This is a genomic window from Enterobacter sp. SA187 (assembly GCF_001888805.2).
Classification (GTDB): domain Bacteria; phylum Pseudomonadota; class Gammaproteobacteria; order Enterobacterales; family Enterobacteriaceae; genus Enterobacter_D.
Map to the genome: position 1 here is coordinate 3593537 of NZ_CP019113.1, position 18299 is coordinate 3611835.

Here is an 18299-nt window from a genome sequence, read left to right on the forward strand (position 1 = left end):
CATGCAGACTGCGCAACGGATCATTAGCGACTACCGGCGAAAACGCATTATCGTCTGCGTGCTTGCGGCCGTTTCCATGCTGCTGTTGACCCTCGGCGCGCGATTTATTTCGGAGCGGAATTTAAATCAGCAGCGTCTGTTATCTTTCACTTCTCATGCTGTTTCCTCACTGGAAAAAGTACTCTCCGCCCTTGAACGCGGGCGTCCCCTGCTGTTGCCGCTGGTAGGTAAACCCTGCGACGACGTGCATCTGGCGCTGCGTATTGAAGCGGCTTCTTTGCAGACTATCCGCTCCATTGGCCTGGTGGAGAACGGGATGCTGTACTGTTCAAGCATTTTTGGTTTTCGCAATGTGCAGGTGCGTCAACTTCAGCCTTTGCTGCCCGCCAGCGAAGCACAGCTGATCCTGTCCACCGATAAATCGTTACTCAAAGGCAGCCCGATACTGATCCAATGGTTTCCTTCTGCGCAAGGGGATGACAGCGGGGTGATGACCATTGTCAATATTACGCTGCTGACCGACCTGATGCTGGAGCCGCAAAAACCGCTGATCACCGGCGCCAGTCTGTCGGTCAATAACCGGCATCTACTGTATGGCGGTGGGGTGGCGGACGCCCTGCCCGCGCTGACGGATGAAAAACGCTTTTCGCAAACGTCACAGCGCTACCCTTTTACGGTTAACGTCCGCGGGCCGGGCGCAACGGAGCTGGCGCTGCGGCATCTGCCCTCCCAGTTTCCGCTGGCGCTGCTGCTCAGCCTGCTGGTGGGTTATATCGCGTGGGTGGCGACCGCCAGCCGCATGAGCTTTGCGTGGGAGATCCATATGGGGCTGGCGGAAAATGAGTTTGAGCTGTTTTGTCAGCCGTTGCTGGACGCACAATCCCAGCAGTGCGTGGGAGTGGAAATTCTGCTGCGCTGGAATAATCGCCGTCAGGGCTGGATCTCGCCGGATGTGTTTATTCCTATAGCCGAAAACCAGGGTTTGATCGCCCCGCTGACGCGCTACGTGCTGACGGAAACCCATCGCCAGCTCGCCCTCTTCCCGCCCTCGCCGCACTTTCATATCGGCATTAACGTCGCCGCCAGCCATTTCGGCCACGGAGAGCTGATTGCCGATCTGAACCAGCACTGGTTTAACATCCGTCCGGTGCAGCAACTGGTGATAGAACTCACCGAGCGGGACAGCCTGAGCGAGGCGGATTTCCGCATGGTGCGTGAACTGCATCGTATGGGCGTGAAAGTGGCGATTGATGATTTTGGCACCGGCAACACGTCCCTCTCGTGGCTGGAAAAGCTTAGCCCGGACATTCTTAAGATCGACAAATCCTATATTGCGGCCATTGGTACGGATGCGGTGAATTCGACGGTGACGGACATGATCATTGCGCTGGGCAAACGTCTTGCGCTGGAAATGGTGGCAGAGGGGGTGGAAACCCCGCTGCAGGCGGCACATCTGCGCCAGCGCGGGGTGCATGTGTTACAGGGGTTTCTCTATGCGAAGCCGATGCCGCTGAAAGATTTCCCCGGCTGGCTGGCGGGAAGTACCCCGCCGCCAGCCCGGCATAACGGGCGGATGATGCCGTCAATGCCGTTACAGTAGCCTTACTCTTCTTCGTCGTGCTCCGGACGCTCTTTAACAACCCGAACCAGATCGACCCGGTAGTCGTTGGCTTCCAGCACGGTAATGGTCAGCGGCGCCAGTTGCAGCACGTCACCCGCGCGTGGGATCTGACCGTTAATGGCAATCACCAGACCGGCAACGGTCGCGATATCTTCGCTGTCGTTAACCAGGTTATCCAGCCCCAGCGCATGTTGCAGGGCATGCAGATCGGTGGTGCCTTTTACCAGCCAGCCATCGGCATCGGCGATGATTTCCGGCGTTTCGTCGGCATCCGGGAATTCACCGGCAATGGCTTCCAGCACGTCGAGCGGCGTCACCAGGCCCTGCACCACACCAAATTCATTGGTGACGATAACAAAGCTGCCGCGGGCGCGGCGCAGCACGCCAAGCAGTTTGATCGGATCCAGGGTTTCCGGCACCACAATCGCCGGGGACGCAGACGCTATCGCCGCCACATCGCCGCCCTCTTCCAGCGCTACCAGCATCTCTTTGGCGCGCACGATACCGATCACTTCATCCAGCTCGCCACGGCAGACCGGGAACAGGCTGTGCGGCGACGAGAGCAATTGCTGGCGGATAGTGTCCTTATCCAGGCTGGCATCCACCCAACTGATGTCGCCGCGCGGCGTCATAATGCTGCGCAGCGAGCGCGACGCCAGCGTCAGTACGCCGTTGATCATATAACGCTCTTCATCGGCGAAGGCCCCTTCCGGCACCTGCACCGGCGCTTCGCTGTCCGGCTCATGCTGTTGATTATCTTTGCGGCGACCGCCCATCAGACGCAGAATGGCGTCCGCGGTACGGGCACGCAGCGGCAGCGTTGACTGATGGCGAATAAAGTTGCGGCGAGCAATCTGGTTAAAGAACTCAATAATGATTGAGAAACCAATCGCGGCATACAGGTAGCCTTTCGGAATATGAAAGCCGAAGCCTTCCGCCACCAGACTCAGACCAATCATCAACAGGAAGCTCAGACAGAGCACCACCACCGTCGGATGCTGATTGACGAATCGCGTCAACGGTTTTGAAGCCAGCAGCATCACCGCCATGGCGATCACTACCGCCGCCATCATGACCGGCAGATGGTTCACCATACCGACCGCCGTGATCACCGCATCGAGTGAGAAGACCGCATCAAGGATGACGATCTGTACCACCACGACCCAGAAGCTGGCATAGCCTTTCGTCTGTCCGGTGTCATGTTCACGGTTTTCAAGTCGCTCGTGTAATTCTGTTGTCGCTTTGAACAGCAAGAATAGTCCCCCGAGCAGCATGATTAAGTCACGGCCGGAGAAGCTTAAATCCATCACGGTAAACAGCGGCTTTGTCAGCGTTACCATCCACGAGATCACCGACAGCAGGCCGAGTCGCATGATCAGCGCCAGTGACAGGCCGATCAGGCGGGCTTTATCACGCTGTTTAGGCGGGAGTTTATCCGCAAGGATGGCAATGAACACCAGGTTGTCGATACCGAGAACGATTTCAAGAACAACAAGCGTCAACAACCCCACCCAGATCGAGGGGTCCATTAAGAATTCCATGACAGGCTCCTGTTTACGGAATGGCAAAACGGTGCGTTAAGCACAGGCGTGATGACAGCAGATGAAAATGAAAGGTGGCGGAAAACGCCGGATTGCGAGGCACGAAACGGCCAATGGGTTAACTGACGTCGGTGACGGTCCATACACGGGGCTACTGCCCTATACTCCTTGATAATTAAACGGATGGTAAACATAGCAGAGAGAATTAATGTTTTGCAAAGATTTACCGGAATTTGCAATTGGAATTTTGTGGTTATTTCGCGGGCCGAAATTTCTGATCGACGAAAGCTAAATTACGGATGCGCATCACAAAAATTATTTTTTCGATGTCTAAAATAATTCACGGAAGTTTTAACTTTTCTTTCAAACCCTTATCTGAATCGATTCGCTGGTAAAGATTGATTCACAACACATCTGTTACAGAGGTGTTAACGATAATAACGGAGGTAGCAAGTGACCATTGCTATTGTAATAGGCACACATGGCTGGGCTGCAGAACAATTGCTCAAAACAGCCGAAATGCTGTTGGGTGAGCAGGAAAACGTCGGCTGGATCGATTTCGTTCCCGGCGAGAACGCCGAAACGCTCATCGAAAAATACAACGCCCGGCTGGCAAATCTCGACACCAGTCAAGGGGTGCTGTTTCTCGTCGATACATGGGGCGGCAGTCCGTTTAACGCCGCCAGTCGAATTGTCGTCGATAAAGAGCATTATGAAGTGGTTGCCGGGGTCAACATTCCTATGCTGGTTGAAACGCTCATGGGGCGTGATGACGATCCGAGTTTTGACGATCTGGTTGCCGTGGCGGTTGAGGCGGGACGTGAGGGGGTGAAAGCCCTGAAGGCAAAAGCGCCGGAAGCGGTAACGCCTGCGCCTGCTGCTGTGGCAAAACCCGCCGCACCGGTTAAGCCCATGGGCGCGGATGATTACATGGTGATCGGTCTTGCGCGTATCGATGACCGTTTGATCCACGGCCAGGTGGCAACACGCTGGACCAAAGAAACCAACGTGCAGCGCATTATCGTGGTCAGTGACGAAGTGGCCGCTGATACCGTGCGTAAGACCTTGCTGACGCAGGTTGCGCCGCCTGGCGTGACGGCGCACGTAGTGGATGTCGCGAAGATGATCCGCGTTTATAACAACCCGAAATACGCGGGTGAACGCATCATGCTGCTGTTTACCAACCCTACCGATGTTGAACGTCTGGTGGAGGCCGGGGTGAAGATCACCTCCGTCAATATCGGCGGTATGGCTTATCGTCAGGGCAAAACCCAGGTAAACAACGCCGTTTCGGTGGATGAACAGGATATTGAGGCCTTCAAAAAACTCAATGCCCGCGGTATTGAGCTGGAAGTCCGTAAAGTCTCAAACGATCCGAAACTGAAAATGATGGACTTGATCGGCAAAGTGGCGAAGTAGCCGGCACGAGCTGATTTACTCAGTTTTCACAACTACGTCTTAGTTATAGGAGAAGTACAATGGAGATCACCCTTCTTCAGATTGTGCTGGTGTTTGTCGTTGCCTGTATCGCCGGTATGGAGTCGGTACTGGATGAATTTCAGTTCCACCGTCCGCTGGTGGCCTGTACGTTAATTGGCATGGTGCTGGGTGATATGCAAAAAGGCATCATCATCGGCGGTACCCTGGAAATGATCGCCCTCGGCTGGATGAACATCGGGGCCGCCGTGGCGCCGGATGCCGCGCTGGCGTCGATCATCTCCACCGTGCTGGTCATTGCCGGGGGCCAGAGCATCGGCGCCGGGATTGCGCTGGCTATTCCGCTGGCGGCGGCAGGCCAGGTGTTAACCATCATCGTTCGTACCATTACCGTGGCATTCCAGCACGCGGCGGATAAGGCGGCCGACAACGGCAACCTTACGGCGCTGTCCTGGATCCACGTTTCTTCCCTGTTCCTGCAGGCGATGCGTATCGCGATCCCGGCCGTCATCGTTGCGGTTTCTGTGGGCACCAGCGAAGTGCAGAATATGCTTAACGCCATTCCTGAAGTGGTAACCAGCGGTCTGAACATCGCCGGGGGCATGATCGTGGTAGTGGGTTATGCGATGGTCATCAACATGATGCGCGCGGGCTACCTGATGCCGTTCTTCTACCTGGGCTTCGTCACTGCCGCCTTCACCAACTTCAACCTGGTGGCGCTGGGCGTGATTGGCGCGGTAATGGCCATCCTTTATATCCAGCTGAGCCCGAAATACAACCGTTCAGCAGGTGGCCCGGTACCGGCCGCGGGTGCAAACGATCTTGATAACGAACTGGACTAGCAGGTGAGCGACATGGTTGATATGACAAAAACTACCGCAGTGAAAAAACTCACTCCGGGTGATATTCGTGGCGTGTTCATTCGTTCAAACCTGTTCCAGGGGTCGTGGAACTTCGAACGTATGCAGGCGCTGGGTTTCTGCTTCTCAATGGTGCCGGCGATCAAACGCCTCTATCCGGAAAACAACGAAGCGCGCCGTCAGGCCATCAAGCGCCATCTGGAGTTCTTCAATACCCATCCTTACGTGGCGGCTCCAGTACTGGGCGTGACGCTGGCGATGGAAGAGCAGCGTGCTAACGGTGCGGAGATCGACGACGGCGCCATCAACGGGATCAAGGTTGGTCTGATGGGGCCGCTGGCAGGCGTGGGTGACCCGATTTTCTGGGGTACGGTGCGTCCGGTGTTTGCCGCGCTGGGTGCCGGGATCGCGATGAGCGGTTCTCTGCTCGGGCCGCTGCTGTTCTTCATCCTGTTTAACGCCGTGCGCCTGGCAACCCGTTATTACGGTGTGGCCTACGGTTACCGTAAAGGCGTGGACATCGTAAAAGACATGGGTGGCGGCTTCCTGCAAAAACTGACCGAGGGGGCGTCAATTCTCGGCCTGTTTGTCATGGGGGCGCTGGTTAACAAGTGGACGCACGTGAATATCCCGCTGGTGGTGTCGGAAATTACCGACCAGACCGGGAAAACCAACGTCACCACCGTACAGACCATCCTCGATCAGCTGATGCCGGGGCTGGTGCCGCTGCTGCTGACCTTCGCCTGTATGTGGCTGCTGCGTAAGAAAGTGAACCCGCTGTGGATCATCGTCGGCTTCTTTGTTATCGGTATTGCCGGTTACGCCGTCGGCCTGCTGGGTCTGTAAAGGGTAGTTATTGCGCCGGGGCCTTTGCCCCGGCTTTTTTTCGGGAGGATGAATGACGATCACGGATATCGTGTTGATTTTGTTTGTTGCTGCACTGCTGGCTTACGCACTTTATGATGAATTCATCATGCCCCGCCGCCATGGACAAACGCTGCTCAGCGTACCCCTGTTGCGCCGCAGCCGGGTCGACGGCTTCATTTTTGCCGGGTTGCTGGTGATCCTTATTTATAACAACGTGACCAATAATGGTGCGGTTTTAACCACATGGTTATTATGCGCACTGGCGCTGATGGCTATTTATCTGTTCTGGGTTCGCGCGCCGAAAATCATCTTCAAACAGGATGGTTTTTTCTTCGCCAATGTCTGGATTGCTTATAACCGCATTAAAGAGATGAATTTATCTGAAGATGGTGTGCTGGTAATGCAATTAGAGCAGCGCCGCCTGCTTATCCGGGTGCGCAATATCGATGACCTGGAAAAGATCTACAAAGTTATGGTTAAAACTCAATGAGTTAAAATATAGCGAAGGCTATATTTCTGCACATAAAATCACCGCAGTTATAGCCACTGCTATATTATTTTCTACGGAATAACTTATATTTTTTAACCTGATTATTACCAATAAAGACAAATGCAAATCGTTATCAGCCTGACAAAAAAGTAATGAATTTCTGTGATTGTTCTCACCTTGCGAAATATGGTAAGGTTGCGCCCGTCGTTGGGGAGTAGCCGATTTCCATTCACCCCGGAAATGTGCGCGTCAACATACTCGTTGAAAAACGTGGCGCGTACGAATCAAACCGCATAGCCGTTTGATTTGGCGAGACCATTGACACATCAACTGCTGATTACTGGGGGCAGTGATGTGTTATATGGATACCCCGGTCAGGACGCTCTTATGAATTTATCTGCCACTCTCCTGCTCGCTTTTGGCATGTCGATGGATGCCTTCGCCGCTTCCATCGGGAAAGGCGCTACCCTGCACAAACCCAGATTCTCCGAGGCCCTGCGCACCGGTCTGATCTTTGGCGCGATTGAAACCCTGACGCCGCTGATAGGCTGGGGACTGGGCATGCTCGCCAGCCAGTTCGTACTGGAGTGGAATCACTGGATCGCCTTTTTGCTGCTGGTTTTTCTGGGCGGACGCATGGTGCTGGAAGGGGTACGGGGAAATGATGATGAAGATACGCCCCTGCAGCGTCACGGCTTCTGGCTACTGGTAACAACCGCGATTGCCACCAGCCTGGATGCCATGGCGGTTGGCGTCGGGCTGGCCTTCCTGCAGGTCAATATTATCACCACCGCGCTCACCATTGGCTGCGCGACCCTGGTGATGTCGACGCTCGGGATCATGATTGGCCGCTTTATTGGCCCGCTGTTAGGAAAACGGGCTGAAATTCTCGGCGGGATCGTGCTGATCGGTATTGGTTCGCAGATCCTCTGGAGCCACTTCGCCGGTTAAGGATTACGCTGCCAGCACTGGATGCTGAAATCCGTCTGACAGCTGAACTGTTCCATATCCGCCAGCGCTTCCCATACCGCCGGTTTCGCCCGCCACGCGAAGGGCGTCATCTGCAACAGCGCCACCGCTTCCGCCCCGCTCAGGGTCATGCGGTACCCCAGCGCATGCTGCTCTGCCAGCGTAAAACCTTCGATCTGCTCACTTTGCGGCGCGTGAAGCTGAACTTCATCGTAGATCAGCCCTTTCAGCTCCTGTAAGTGATGCGGGCCGGGAGCGGCGGTGATCACCCAGCCACCGGCTTTCACTACCCTTGCCAGCTCCTGCGCTTTACAGGGCGCGTAGATACGTACAATCGCATCCAGCGTACTGGCTTCAAACGGCAGCCGGTGGCTTGACGCCACACAGAACATCACCTGCGGATAACGCTTTGCCGCGGCGCGTATTGCGGGCTTTGACACATCCAGCCCGAAAGTCTGCGCCCCGTGCTGCGCGGCGATCTGCGCGAACGCATCGGTGTAATAACCCTCGCCGCAGCCAATATCCAGCAGCGCACTGGCCTGCGCCGGTAAGCGTGCGTCCAGTTGCTCGCTGATGGCATCCCGCAACGGCTGATAGTGCCCCGCATCCAGAAAGGCGCGGCGCGCCTGCATCATCTCTGCGCTGTCCCCCGGCTCGCGGGAGCGTTTATGCTGAACGGGCAGCAAATTGACGTAGCCCTCTTTCGCCAGATCAAACTGATGCCGTTGCGGGCAGACGAGGCTATTTTCCTGACGGCGCAACGGCGCATGGCAAAGGGGGCAACTGAAGGACATATCAACTCCGGGCGATAATAAAGGGCGAAAGTGTAACGCCAATCGCCCCTGCGGGAAATGATTTAGCGCGTTGCCGCCACGCCGGAAGAAGAATTGAGCACCAGCAGATGATCGTCGCCGGGGCGCAAACCGTCGGGTTCGATATTTTCGACACGCAGTACACGGGTCATGATCTCGCTGAATACCGGCGCCGACACGGCACCGCCGTAATAGGCACCGTTTTTGGGATCGTCGATCACCACCACCAGCGCATATTGCGGATGACTGGCTGGCGCGACGCCTGCCGTGTAGGCGACGTATTTATCGACATATTTCCCGTCATCGCCGATTTTCTTCGCCGTGCCGGTTTTGACCGCCACCCGGTAATCGCGTACCGCCGCTTTGGTGCCGCCGCCGCCCGGTAGCGCGACGCTCTCCATCATATGCTCCACCTGATGAACAATGTCAGCGGGCATCACCTGCGTACCCATCACCGGCGGATCGACACGGGTAATAGAAAGCGGCCGCGCCAGACCAAAACTGCCGATAGTGGCGTAGACATGCGCCAGCTGTAGCGGCGTGACCATCAGGCCATAGCCAAATGAGAAGGTGGCGCGATCTAACTGCCCCCAGTAACGGCGCACCGGCAGGCTGCCACGGCTTTCGCCGGTCAGACCCAGCCCGGTGGGGATACCAAAGCCAAAGCTTTTATAAGTATCCAATAGCTTCTGGATGGGCATCGCCAGCGACAGTCTGGACACGCCGGTATCGCTCGATTTCTGCAGAATGCCGGTCAGCGTGAGTTCCGGGTAATAGCCCACGTCGCGAATACGGTGTCCGTCAATGACATACGGGTGGGTATCCACCACGCTGTCAGGTTTGACTATCCCCTGCTGTAGCGCAGTCATCAGCACCATCGGCTTAACGGTCGAGCCGGGTTCAAAGGTATCGCTGATGGCGCGGTTACGGAAATCATCCAGGGTCGCGCCGCTGCGATTATTGGGATTAAAATCGGGATAATTGGCCATCGCCAGAATTTCACCGGTGTCTATTTTTATCAGCACCGCCGCGCCTGACTCCGCCTTATTCCAGGTAACGGCGTTATTCAGCGCATCTTCCGCCAGGGTTTGCAGCCGTTTATCGATGCTCAGCGCCAGGGTTTGTGCCGGTACCGCGGGCGTTTCGGTGATATTTTCAATCACGTGCCCATAGCGATCTTTACGCACCTCGCGCAGACCGGGCTTGCCGGTCAGCTGCGCGTTAAAGCTTTTCTCAACGCCTTCGATCCCCTGCCCGTCGATATTAGTAAAACCGATCAGATTGGCGGCAACATGCCCGCCGGGATAAAAGCGCCGTGATTCCGTTTGCAGATTAATGCCCGGCAGATTGAGGCGATCTATCCACTGCGCCTGTTGGGGATCAAGCTGCCGCGCCAGATAGACAAAGCGCGACGATGCATGTTGCCGGAGCATGGCGGCCAGATCGCTCAGCGGCATTCCCAGCGCTTTCGTCAGCGCCTGCCAGCGTCCGTTATCCACCGGGCCGCCCTTTTCACGGATAACCTTCGGATCGGCCCAGACAGCATCAACGGGCACGCTGACCGCCAGCGGTGATCCATTGCGATCGACAATCATGCCGCGCGGCGACGACACTTTCACTTCGCGCAAAGAACGCCTGTCCTCCTGCCTGACCAGTTTGTCCGGGGCAATAATCTGCAGCCAGGCGGTGCGGCCCAGCAGTATGCCCAGCGAGAAAAGAATGGCGATGCAAAGCAGGGTAAAACGCAGAGGGGTAAAATTGAGGGTAAGGCTGTTCTTTTTCACCGTGGCTCCTGTAATGAATTAACCCGCTGATTTAACGGGAAACAGGCGCAGAAAGGGAAAAAACTGTGCTAATAACGGTATGGCTTTGCTACAAAAGGATAATGAGGAAGCAGGAGGTAACACTTTGAAATGAAGGCATTAAAAAGCCCCGCACCGGGCGAGGCTTTATGCTGACATTGACCGCCTGTGGCGTTCAAGTCGGTGGCAGAAATCAGATAGCGGTAACGTTAACTGCTGCCGGGCCTTTCTGGCCGTCCTGAATTTCGAACTCAACGTTCTGGCCTTCAGCCAGAGTTTTGAAGCCGTTACCCTGGATTGCAGAGAAGTGTACGAACACATCTTTGCTGCCGTCAGCAGGAGTAATGAAGCCAAAACCTTTAGACTCGTTGAACCACTTAACTTGACCTTTAATCTTTGCCATTTGCAAAATTCCTTAGAGTGTTTTCTTAGCCCGCAGGCATTAACTGAGATAAAACTGAGACATTACTGCTTGAGGCACTAATATAAGGTTCGGCAGAGAAGCGGTATTCAACGACAACGTGTTTACTCAGGACTTCTTTACTGAAAATGCCACACATAAACAGAACTGTACCTCGTTCGACTCACGACGTGTTATCACATACAACATGAAATATGGCAAGCCATTTTTAAACATGTCTGGATCCGCCGCACAAATTCTGCAAATGCCTTCACTACCCGCCTTCGATAAGACCTGACGTTGCAGATCAGGGCGCTTTAACGGTAGTTATGGGCACGTGCGGATCCTGTGAAAAACACGACTTTATAACCATAGCTTAATATGATGGATTGATCCAGCCTAAGCTAAGCGATTGATATAATATAAAATATATCCTTATAACTTTTTCTTCTGGCTTATAAAGTTAACAAAAGAACCATCAATAAAGCGTAATTTTACCTGGTTATACAAAGGTGCTGAGTGAGTGAATAAAAGTTGCACAAATAATAATGTGCCTGCACCAAAATAATGAAAGTTTAATGACATTGCATCATCGTAAAGCAATAAAAACGTTTCGCTGGTGCAAAAAATAATAGCATTTGCTGTTAATGCGGGAATAAGGAAAAGCTTATGCGAATAATTTCGCTGGAAAGGATAAATACTGACCGATTTTCAGGATGCGAAAGTTATCACGCCGCCCTCCCGCTTCGTTTAATTCCTGCACCAGTTCCCGGACAGGTTCATCGAGCCCTTCATCCGCCAGCTCAAACACGCCCCAGTGCACCGGAAAAGCCAGCGGTTCCCCGGCCTGCTGCCAGAGTCGCACCGCCTGCTGAGGATCCATATGATGTGAGGCCATAAACCAGCGTGGTGCATAAGCGCCAGCCGGCAGCGCCACCATATCGAATGGCCCCAGACGCTGCGGGATGTCGGCCAGCGTCGGCGTGTAGCCTGTATCGCCGGTAAACCAGAAACGCTGGTGCGGGGATGTCACTACCCAGCCACACCAAAGCGACCGATTGCGATCCCACAGGGTGCGCATACTCCAGTGCTGGGCGGGAACGGCAGTTATCGTCAACCCATGGAAGCTGCGGTGATCCCACCAGTCGAGCTCAACGATATGCTGTACACCGCGACGGCGACACCAGTCGCCCAGACCGAGCGGTACGAAGAGGGTGACATAAGGAAAACGCTTTAGCAGCGCACGCAGGGTACGCTTATCAAGATGATCATAATGGTTGTGGGAAATCAGGATGGCGTCGAGGGCGGGCAGATCGTTGATGTTCAGCGCCAGGGGCGTTTTGCGCCGCGGCCCGCTGAAACTCACCGGTGAGGCGCGATCTGAAAATACCGGGTCAATCAGCAGATGCTTGCCGTCAAGTCGCAACAGCATACTGGTATGACCGAGCCACCAGACGCGATCGTCTTCCCCGGAAATAACGGCGCGTTGCCACCATTTGTCGATAAAAGCGTCATAACCACCCTGTGGTGCTAAAGGTAACCCGGCGGCACGACGTTCTTTACGCCAGCGCTCCACGTCGCCAGGTTTATGTCCGGTTTCAGACAGGTTACGAAAACCTTCAGGGGAATGATGCGGCAGATCAGGATTATACCAGGGATTTTTCCATGCCATGCTGCACCCTCCCCTGACGATCAGCGCTCGGCGACCAGACGAATAAAATCGTCGCCATCGGCCTGAACGTTCACCGCTTTCTCGGGCGCTTCTTTTTCAGGTTCGTTTGCTTCGCACAGGCGGCGCAGCAAGGCCGTCTGCCGCTTTTGCTGATCGAGCAGCGCTTCAAGCAGTTCGATCTGTTCACGGGTACGTGAGCTCAGACGATTGACAAAAAACCACAGGATCAGACCTGCGACCAGCACCACCAGCGATACGATCAAAGACGCAAGATTAAACACGCCTGAATTCAGTACTTCGTTCATTTCACCACCTCAATGTTAACGCGCTATCTTACCACTGGCATTAAGGAAGGAAATCATTCACTGAAAAAATGCCGTCACCAGGGAATAAATTTATTGATAACGCAGATACCGCTGAAAAACTGCACATCCTGATCGCACATAACATTCAGCATCTGGGTCCACATCAACAGGCAGACAACCAGCGCGGCGATCACGATAAGCCACCGAAATTTTCTCACTACACTCTCCGAATTAATACCCTGTCTCAAGGTTATCACGCGCTTGTTAAACCGCGGCTAACTGTAGCGCTATCCGGCCTTTTTAGGAATGCGTGACTTGTTTCATTGCGTAAAAACCGCCAGGATTTTACGCACAGGATAATAAAAGGAGTTTATATGCGCATGACAGTTCGCACGATTATGATCATCGCTCTGCTGTGGATTGGCGTATTACTGAGTGGTTACGGCGTACTGGTTGGCAGCAAAGAAAATGCCGCCGGACTCGGTTTGCAGTGTCGCTATCTGACGGCGCAGGGCTTCAGCACAGCGCAATATATTCATACCGACAGTGGAATTATTGGTTTTACGAATTGCCCGGTACTGCGCAAAAGCAATACGGTAATTGATTAAGTGATTGCCCGGTCAGCAGCGGCTACCGGGCAACGATTTCTATTCAGAACGGGTAGTCGTTGTAGCCCATCTGCTCAGAGATTTTACGCGCGGCAGTGTGCAGCATGGCCACGTAATCGTGCAAATGCTCCTCAGAGAAACGCAGCGTAGGGAACGAAATACTCAGACCCGCAATCACCACGCCAAAACGGTCAAATACCGGTACGCCAATGCAGCGCAGGCCTTCTTCCTGTTCTTCGTTATCTTCGCCGTAGCCCTGCTCACGTACGATATCCAGCATCGGCAGCAGATCTTGAGTTGTGGTAATGGTGCGATCGGTACTGCGCTTATACTCAACGCCTTCCAGGATCTGCTTCACTTCTTCACGATCGCGCCACGCCAGCAGCACTTTGCCAATCGCCGTGCTGTACAGCGGATTGCGACGCCCGATACGGGAATACATGCGCAGGTTGTACATGGAATCGATTTTGTGAATGTAGACGATACTGTCTTCATCCAGCGCGCCCAGGTGGATCGTCTCTTTGGTCAGACGGGACAGTTCGCGCATCTGAATATCCGCGCTGCGGATCAGATCCACATTCTGTAGCGCACGCGCGCCAAGTTCAAAAAGCTTCAGCGTCAGCGAATACTTTTCTGACTCACCTTCCTGCGCCACATAACCCAGCGATTTCATGGTCTGCAAAAAGCGATAAACAGTGCTTTTTGACATCATGACCCGCTGCGACAGTTCGGTGATACCAATTTCACGCTCTTCGCCGAGCGCCTGCAGGATGCCAAAAACTTTCAGAACTGAAGAGACAGAATCTGGCTGCTTATCCAAATCTGCGATTGCCATTAATCACCTCATCGCCAGTGTTTTATAAAAATTAGAACCGGTTTTTATTATAAATTCGCGGCGGGCTGCCCGCAATGCGCGTTTGGCATCTTCTTTACAAATCTGCGACATAAAACCGAATATCCTGCCGGACGGCATAAAAAAAGCGCGCCGGGTGGCGCGCCTGATGTATCAAATGACGGCTTATTTCAGATAAGCGCCGCTACGCAACGCTTCAATGCGTTTATCCAGCGGCGGGTGAGTCATAAACAGCTCGCTGAGCGATTTGGACTTACCGTTGATGCAAAAGGCCATCATGCTGCTGGCTTCCTGCGGCTCATAGCTGGTTTTCAGACGCTGGAGCGCCGCGATCATTTTCTCACGCCCGACCAGACGCGCAGAACCGGCGTCGGCGTGGAATTCACGGTGGCGGGAGAACCACATGGTAATAATGCTGGCCAGGATACCGAACACCAGTTCCAGCACCATCGCCACCACGAAATAGATCATCGGGTTGCCGTTGCTCTCTTCGCCCTCTTCGCGGTTACCGCCAAGGAAGCCCGCCGCCAGCTGCGCCAGGATACGGGAGATGAAGATAACGAAGGTGTTCACCACCCCCTGCACCAGCGTCATGGTAACCATGTCACCGTTGGCAACGTGGCTGATTTCATGGGCGATAACCGCTTCCGCTTCGTCGCGGCTCATGTTCTGCAACAGCCCGGTGCTCACCGCCACCAGCGAAGCGTTACGGCTGGCGCCCGTGGCGAAGGCGTTAATATCCGGCGCGTGGTAAATAGCGACCTGCGGCATGGCGATCCCGGCCTGGCGGGACTGCTGCTCGACGGTCTGCATCAGCCAGCGTTCCATATCGTTACGCGGCTGCTCAATGACTTCGCCACCCACGGATTTCAGCGCCATCCATTTCGACATCATCAGTGAAATGATGGATCCGCCAAAACCGAAAAGCAGCGCCATGATTAACAAGCCCTGAATACTGCTGGACTGAATGCCTGTCAGGCTGAGCACCAGCCCGAAAACCACCATCACGGCCAGGTTGGTCAGCAGGAAAAGCGCTATCCGCATCATAATTTTCTTTTAACCCCAGTTTAACAAAACGCACTATGCGATTACCCACATCGTATGGGTATACGCGGCATTTTCAAGGATCCAGGCTTCGTAAGTCACCAGAAAGACACAACTTTACATTGAGAATGACATTGCTGACGTGAATACGCGTTTGTTAAAAAAAACAGGCACAATTTCTTGTGCCTGTGGTTTTTATTTTGCAGGAGCGGGCTTCGCCGCCGGTTGATCTTTTGTGAGATGGGCAAGATCAAGGGCGATATGCACCGTTTCATCCAGATACGGATCCGGCTCCTTGTAATCTTTTGGCAGGTCATCCAGCTTCTTGAGTAACGGCTTGCCTTCGCGCTTAAAGCGATCGTTCAGACGCGCCAGACGAATGGCATCGTCTTCGGCGTTCTCTTTCTCGCGCTGCGCCTCATTCAGCGACACGATGTCCCGTTTTTCCTTCATGGCGTTGAAACGGGCAATGTCCTTCATGATGTACTGGAACTCAGGATCTTTTGCGATACGCTCGTTATGATCTTTCAGCAACTGCGGCCCGTGCGGCGTTAAATCGCCATACTTCACAAAGGTCGCGGCGTTGATGCTGTCCCACGGCAGGGCGTTATCCTCGAACTTCTCGCCGGTTTCCGTCTCTTCATTACCTGTCGGCATGATGATGTCCGGCGTGACGCCTTTACGCTGCGTACTGCCGCCGTTAACGCGGTAAAATTTCTGGATGGTGTACTGCACCGAGCCCAGCGCTGGCCATTCCGGACGCAGCATCTGATCGTAAATACGGTTCAGCGAGCGATACTGCTGCACGGTACCTTTACCGAAGGTTGGTTCCCCGACAATCAGCGCACGGCCATAATCCTGCATGGCGGCGGCGAAAATCTCCGATGCCGAGGCGCTGAAGCGGTCAACCAGTACCACCAGCGGGCCTTTGTAGTACACAATGCCGTCGTTATCGCTGTCTTCGCGCACTTTACCGTTGTTATCACGCACCTGCACCATCGGGCCGGACGGGATAAACAGACCCGAGAGCGATACCGCTTCGGTCAGCGCGCCGCCGCCGTTGGTACGCAGATCGATAATCACGCTGCTGACGTTCTGTTTTTCCAGCTTCTGCAGCTGCACCTTGACGTCATCCGTCAGGCCAACGTAGAAGCCCGGAATATCCAGCACGCCGACTTTTTCTTTGCCCACGGTTTTCACGGACATTTTCACCGCGCGATCTTCCAGGCGAATGCGTTCACGGGTCAGGGTAACAATGCGCGTTTTGGTGCCCTTACCTGCCGGCAGGATCTCCAGACGCACTTTGCTGCCCTTCGGCCCTTTAATCAGCGCGACGACGTCGTCCAGACGCCAGCCGATCACGTCCACCATGTTCTGCCCGGTCTGACCAACGCCAACAATGCGATCGCCAACGGTAATGGCTTTGCTTTTCGCCGCCGGACCGCCTGCCACCATCGAATTAATGACGGTGTAGTCATCGTCCATTTGCAGCACGGCGCCGATCCCCTCAAGGGAGAGGCTCATTTCCGTGTTGAACTGTTCGGTGTTACGCGGCGAGAGATAATTGGTGTGCGGATCGATTTCGTGCGCGAACGCGGTCATCGCCAGTGAGAAAACATCTTCACTGTTGGTCTGCACCAGACGACGGATCGCAAACTTATAGCGACGCGTCAGGGTCTCGCGGATCTCTTTTTCGTTTTTACCGGTCAGCTTCAGGCTCAGTTCGTCAAACTTAACCTTGCCATCCCACAGGGCGTTCAGCTCGGCTTCGTCTTTCGGCCACGGCGCTTTGCTGCGATCGACGTTGAAGGAGTCGTTGCCGGTAAAGTCCATCGGACGCTCCAGCACTTTCAGCGCGTATTGATAACGCTCAAAGCGACGCTTCTGCGCCAGATTGTACAGATCGTAGAAAACGTCGAGTTTACCGGTGCGTAACTCATCGCCGATCACGCCCTTTTTCTGGGCAAACTGGGCGACATCGCTGGCTAACAGCACGTTGTGGCTGTAATCCAGCAGGTTCAGGTAGCGATCGAAAATTTTGGCGGAAAACGCCTGATCCAGATCGAACTGGCGGTAGTGGGAGCGAGTGAAGCGCGAAGTCACGCGTTCACTCACTGTGGCATGCTGCGTCTCTTCCTTTAACACCGGAATTTGATCAGCACGCGTAATATCTTCGACGGCGAAAGCCTGCCCTGTGATCAGGAGCAGGCCAGCCAACGCGGTGCGCTTAAACAAAGTGTTCATGCCAGGCCTGGCCTCCGTTTCAGAACAACAGGTGTTCTGCGCGTACAATCATCGACATACCAGAAGTCAGCTGCACACGAACGCCATCTTTGGTGATTTCCGTTACAGTGGCATCCATGGCATTGTTGCCCGCTTTCACCTTGAGGTTCTGCCCCACACTCAGCGCAGTGATATCTGACACTGGAGTATGCTGCGGCTCTTCACGCGGTGCGCGCTGTGGCTTAGCGGCTGGCTTATCGGCACGCGGTTTACGCTCGCCGCCTTCTTTGCGACGAGGCGTCGCCGGGCGCGGTTTACGTTCACGACGCGGTGCGTCTTCTGCCGGCTCCCCGGCGGCGGCGGCAGCTTCGCGCTTTTTCGCCTGCTGCTCGGCACGTTGTGCCTGCACGCGGGCTTTGGCTTCTTCCAGCTGCTTACGGGCGTGCTCTACGTGCTGCTCGTCCAGCACACCGCAAGGGTTGCCGTCGAGATCGACGCGCGCTGCGCCCGCTTTGATACCGTACAGGTAGCGCCAGCTGGAGGTGTAAAGACGCAATGCAGAGCGCAGTTGGGTTTTGCTGAGATTCATCTCACCATCAACACGCTCGACGAGATCCTGAAAAATACCAATTTTCAGGGGGCGCGCTTCGCCTTCAGCACTGAAACAGAGCGGAAAACGTTCGGCCAAAAATGCGATAACTTCTTTACTACTGTTCAACTTAGGTTGATTTTCCATGAAATTTCCTGATTACAACGGACGTAGCCAACTAGCCGCAGGCATGAACAGGCGTCATT

The 18299-nt window shown here is 54.5% G+C and carries 19 protein-coding genes, 1 pseudogene and 1 riboswitch; of the genes and pseudogenes, 7 read left to right on the top strand and 13 right to left on the bottom strand.

The window, feature by feature from the left end; genetic code table 11:
- Position 1 precedes the first annotated feature (1 nt).
- Entirely contained in the window at positions 2–1600 is a 1599-nt protein-coding gene (locus tag BMF08_RS17160; protein ID WP_072568744.1) for an EAL domain-containing protein, read from the top strand.
- Between the two features lie 2 nt (positions 1601–1602).
- Here the strand turns inward: BMF08_RS17160 and yoaE are convergent, their stop codons facing one another.
- Entirely contained in the window at positions 1603–3162 is a 1560-nt protein-coding gene (yoaE, locus tag BMF08_RS17165) for a CNNM family cation transport protein YoaE (protein WP_072568745.1), read from the bottom strand.
- A complete protein-coding gene (locus BMF08_RS21490) occupies positions 3150–3356 on the bottom strand; it encodes a protein YoaL (protein ID WP_072568746.1) in 207 nt (68 codons plus the stop codon). Before BMF08_RS21490 ends, yoaE begins: the two co-directional genes overlap by 13 nt.
- Before the next feature lie 259 nt (positions 3357–3615).
- Here BMF08_RS21490 and manX point away from each other — a divergent pair, with 259 nt between their 5' ends.
- From manX to mntP, 5 genes are all read left to right on the top strand, one after another.
- Entirely contained in the window at positions 3616–4581 is a 966-nt protein-coding gene (manX, locus tag BMF08_RS17175; protein ID WP_072568747.1) for a PTS mannose transporter subunit IIAB, read from the top strand.
- Positions 4582–4640: 59 nt separating this feature from the next.
- Complete coding sequence (locus tag BMF08_RS17180; RefSeq protein ID WP_072568748.1) at positions 4641–5441, top strand: PTS mannose/fructose/sorbose transporter subunit IIC; 801 nt, start codon at positions 4641–4643, stop codon at positions 5439–5441.
- Positions 5442–5453: 12 nt separating this feature from the next.
- On the top strand, positions 5454–6305 hold the full coding sequence (locus BMF08_RS17185) for a PTS mannose transporter subunit IID (RefSeq protein ID WP_072568749.1): 852 nt from the start codon (positions 5454–5456) through the stop codon (positions 6303–6305).
- 52 nt (positions 6306–6357) lie between these two features.
- A complete protein-coding gene (locus tag BMF08_RS17190; protein ID WP_072568750.1) occupies positions 6358–6816 on the top strand; it encodes a DUF986 family protein in 459 nt (152 codons plus the stop codon).
- A gap of 197 nt (positions 6817–7013) precedes the next feature.
- A riboswitch (yybP-ykoY riboswitch) is annotated at positions 7014–7124 on the top strand.
- A 79-nt stretch (positions 7125–7203) separates the two neighbouring features.
- Positions 7204–7767, top strand: a complete 564-nt coding sequence (mntP, locus tag BMF08_RS17200) for a manganese efflux pump MntP (RefSeq protein ID WP_072568751.1) — start codon at positions 7204–7206, stop codon at positions 7765–7767.
- Here mntP and rlmA read toward each other — a convergent pair.
- The 7 genes and pseudogenes from rlmA to mgrB form a co-directional block, all read right to left on the bottom strand.
- Entirely contained in the window at positions 7764–8579 is an 816-nt protein-coding gene (rlmA, locus tag BMF08_RS17205; RefSeq protein ID WP_072568752.1) for a 23S rRNA (guanine(745)-N(1))-methyltransferase, read from the bottom strand. The genes mntP and rlmA overlap by 4 nt on opposite strands.
- A gap of 62 nt (positions 8580–8641) precedes the next feature.
- Complete coding sequence (ftsI, locus tag BMF08_RS17210; protein ID WP_072568753.1) at positions 8642–10381, bottom strand: peptidoglycan glycosyltransferase FtsI; 1740 nt, start codon at positions 10379–10381, stop codon at positions 8642–8644.
- 211 nt (positions 10382–10592) lie between these two features.
- The gene (cspE, locus tag BMF08_RS17215; RefSeq protein ID WP_001062678.1) at positions 10593–10802 is read right to left on the bottom strand and encodes a transcription antiterminator/RNA stability regulator CspE; all 210 of its coding nucleotides are present in this window, start codon (positions 10800–10802) and stop codon (positions 10593–10595) included.
- Positions 10803–10814: 12 nt separating this feature from the next.
- Positions 10815–10959, bottom strand: a pseudogene (locus BMF08_RS17220) (DUF2627 domain-containing protein).
- Between the two features lie 507 nt (positions 10960–11466).
- Entirely contained in the window at positions 11467–12471 is a 1005-nt protein-coding gene (locus BMF08_RS17225) for an MBL fold metallo-hydrolase (RefSeq protein WP_072568755.1), read from the bottom strand.
- Between the two features lie 20 nt (positions 12472–12491).
- The gene (locus tag BMF08_RS17230) at positions 12492–12776 is read right to left on the bottom strand and encodes a YebO family protein (protein WP_072568756.1); all 285 of its coding nucleotides are present in this window, start codon (positions 12774–12776) and stop codon (positions 12492–12494) included.
- Between the two features lie 74 nt (positions 12777–12850).
- On the bottom strand, positions 12851–12994 hold the full coding sequence (gene mgrB / locus BMF08_RS17235; protein WP_072568757.1) for a PhoP/PhoQ regulator MgrB: 144 nt from the start codon (positions 12992–12994) through the stop codon (positions 12851–12853).
- A gap of 156 nt (positions 12995–13150) precedes the next feature.
- Here mgrB and BMF08_RS17240 point away from each other — a divergent pair, with 156 nt between their 5' ends.
- Positions 13151–13384, top strand: a complete 234-nt coding sequence (locus BMF08_RS17240; protein WP_072568758.1) for a YobH family protein — start codon at positions 13151–13153, stop codon at positions 13382–13384.
- A 43-nt stretch (positions 13385–13427) separates the two neighbouring features.
- Here the strand turns inward: BMF08_RS17240 and kdgR are convergent, their stop codons facing one another.
- From kdgR to proQ, 4 genes are all read right to left on the bottom strand, one after another.
- Complete coding sequence (kdgR, locus tag BMF08_RS17245) at positions 13428–14219, bottom strand: DNA-binding transcriptional regulator KdgR (protein ID WP_072568759.1); 792 nt, start codon at positions 14217–14219, stop codon at positions 13428–13430.
- Between the two features lie 183 nt (positions 14220–14402).
- The gene (htpX, locus tag BMF08_RS17250) at positions 14403–15284 is read right to left on the bottom strand and encodes a protease HtpX (RefSeq protein ID WP_072568760.1); all 882 of its coding nucleotides are present in this window, start codon (positions 15282–15284) and stop codon (positions 14403–14405) included.
- Between the two features lie 192 nt (positions 15285–15476).
- Positions 15477–17525, bottom strand: a complete 2049-nt coding sequence (prc, locus tag BMF08_RS17255; RefSeq protein ID WP_072568761.1) for a carboxy terminal-processing peptidase — start codon at positions 17523–17525, stop codon at positions 15477–15479.
- Between the two features lie 19 nt (positions 17526–17544).
- Positions 17545–18240, bottom strand: coding sequence for an RNA chaperone ProQ (proQ, locus tag BMF08_RS17260; RefSeq protein WP_072568762.1), 696 nt, complete (start codon positions 18238–18240; stop codon positions 17545–17547).
- Positions 18241–18299: the final 59 nt, after the last annotated feature.

Coding starts and splice junctions, on each gene's coding strand:
- BMF08_RS17160 (WP_072568744.1), top strand. CDS start 2: ATGCAGACTGCGCAACGGATCATTAGCGACTACCGGCGAAAACGCATT.
- yoaE (WP_072568745.1), bottom strand. CDS start 3,162: ATGGAATTCTTAATGGACCCCTCGATCTGGGTGGGGTTGTTGACGCTT.
- BMF08_RS21490 (WP_072568746.1), bottom strand. CDS start 3,356: ATGTTTACCATCCGTTTAATTATCAAGGAGTATAGGGCAGTAGCCCCG.
- BMF08_RS17180 (WP_072568748.1), top strand. CDS start 4,641: ATGGAGATCACCCTTCTTCAGATTGTGCTGGTGTTTGTCGTTGCCTGT.
- BMF08_RS17185 (WP_072568749.1), top strand. CDS start 5,454: ATGGTTGATATGACAAAAACTACCGCAGTGAAAAAACTCACTCCGGGT.
- BMF08_RS17190 (WP_072568750.1), top strand. CDS start 6,358: ATGACGATCACGGATATCGTGTTGATTTTGTTTGTTGCTGCACTGCTG.
- mntP (WP_072568751.1), top strand. CDS start 7,204: ATGAATTTATCTGCCACTCTCCTGCTCGCTTTTGGCATGTCGATGGAT.
- rlmA (WP_072568752.1), bottom strand. CDS start 8,579: ATGTCCTTCAGTTGCCCCCTTTGCCATGCGCCGTTGCGCCGTCAGGAA.
- cspE (WP_001062678.1), bottom strand. CDS start 10,802: ATGGCAAAGATTAAAGGTCAAGTTAAGTGGTTCAACGAGTCTAAAGGT.
- BMF08_RS17225 (WP_072568755.1), bottom strand. CDS start 12,471: ATGGCATGGAAAAATCCCTGGTATAATCCTGATCTGCCGCATCATTCC.
- BMF08_RS17230 (WP_072568756.1), bottom strand. CDS start 12,776: ATGAACGAAGTACTGAATTCAGGCGTGTTTAATCTTGCGTCTTTGATC.
- BMF08_RS17240 (WP_072568758.1), top strand. CDS start 13,151: ATGCGCATGACAGTTCGCACGATTATGATCATCGCTCTGCTGTGGATT.
- kdgR (WP_072568759.1), bottom strand. CDS start 14,219: ATGGCAATCGCAGATTTGGATAAGCAGCCAGATTCTGTCTCTTCAGTT.
- htpX (WP_072568760.1), bottom strand. CDS start 15,284: ATGATGCGGATAGCGCTTTTCCTGCTGACCAACCTGGCCGTGATGGTG.
- prc (WP_072568761.1), bottom strand. CDS start 17,525: ATGAACACTTTGTTTAAGCGCACCGCGTTGGCTGGCCTGCTCCTGATC.
- proQ (WP_072568762.1), bottom strand. CDS start 18,240: ATGGAAAATCAACCTAAGTTGAACAGTAGTAAAGAAGTTATCGCATTT.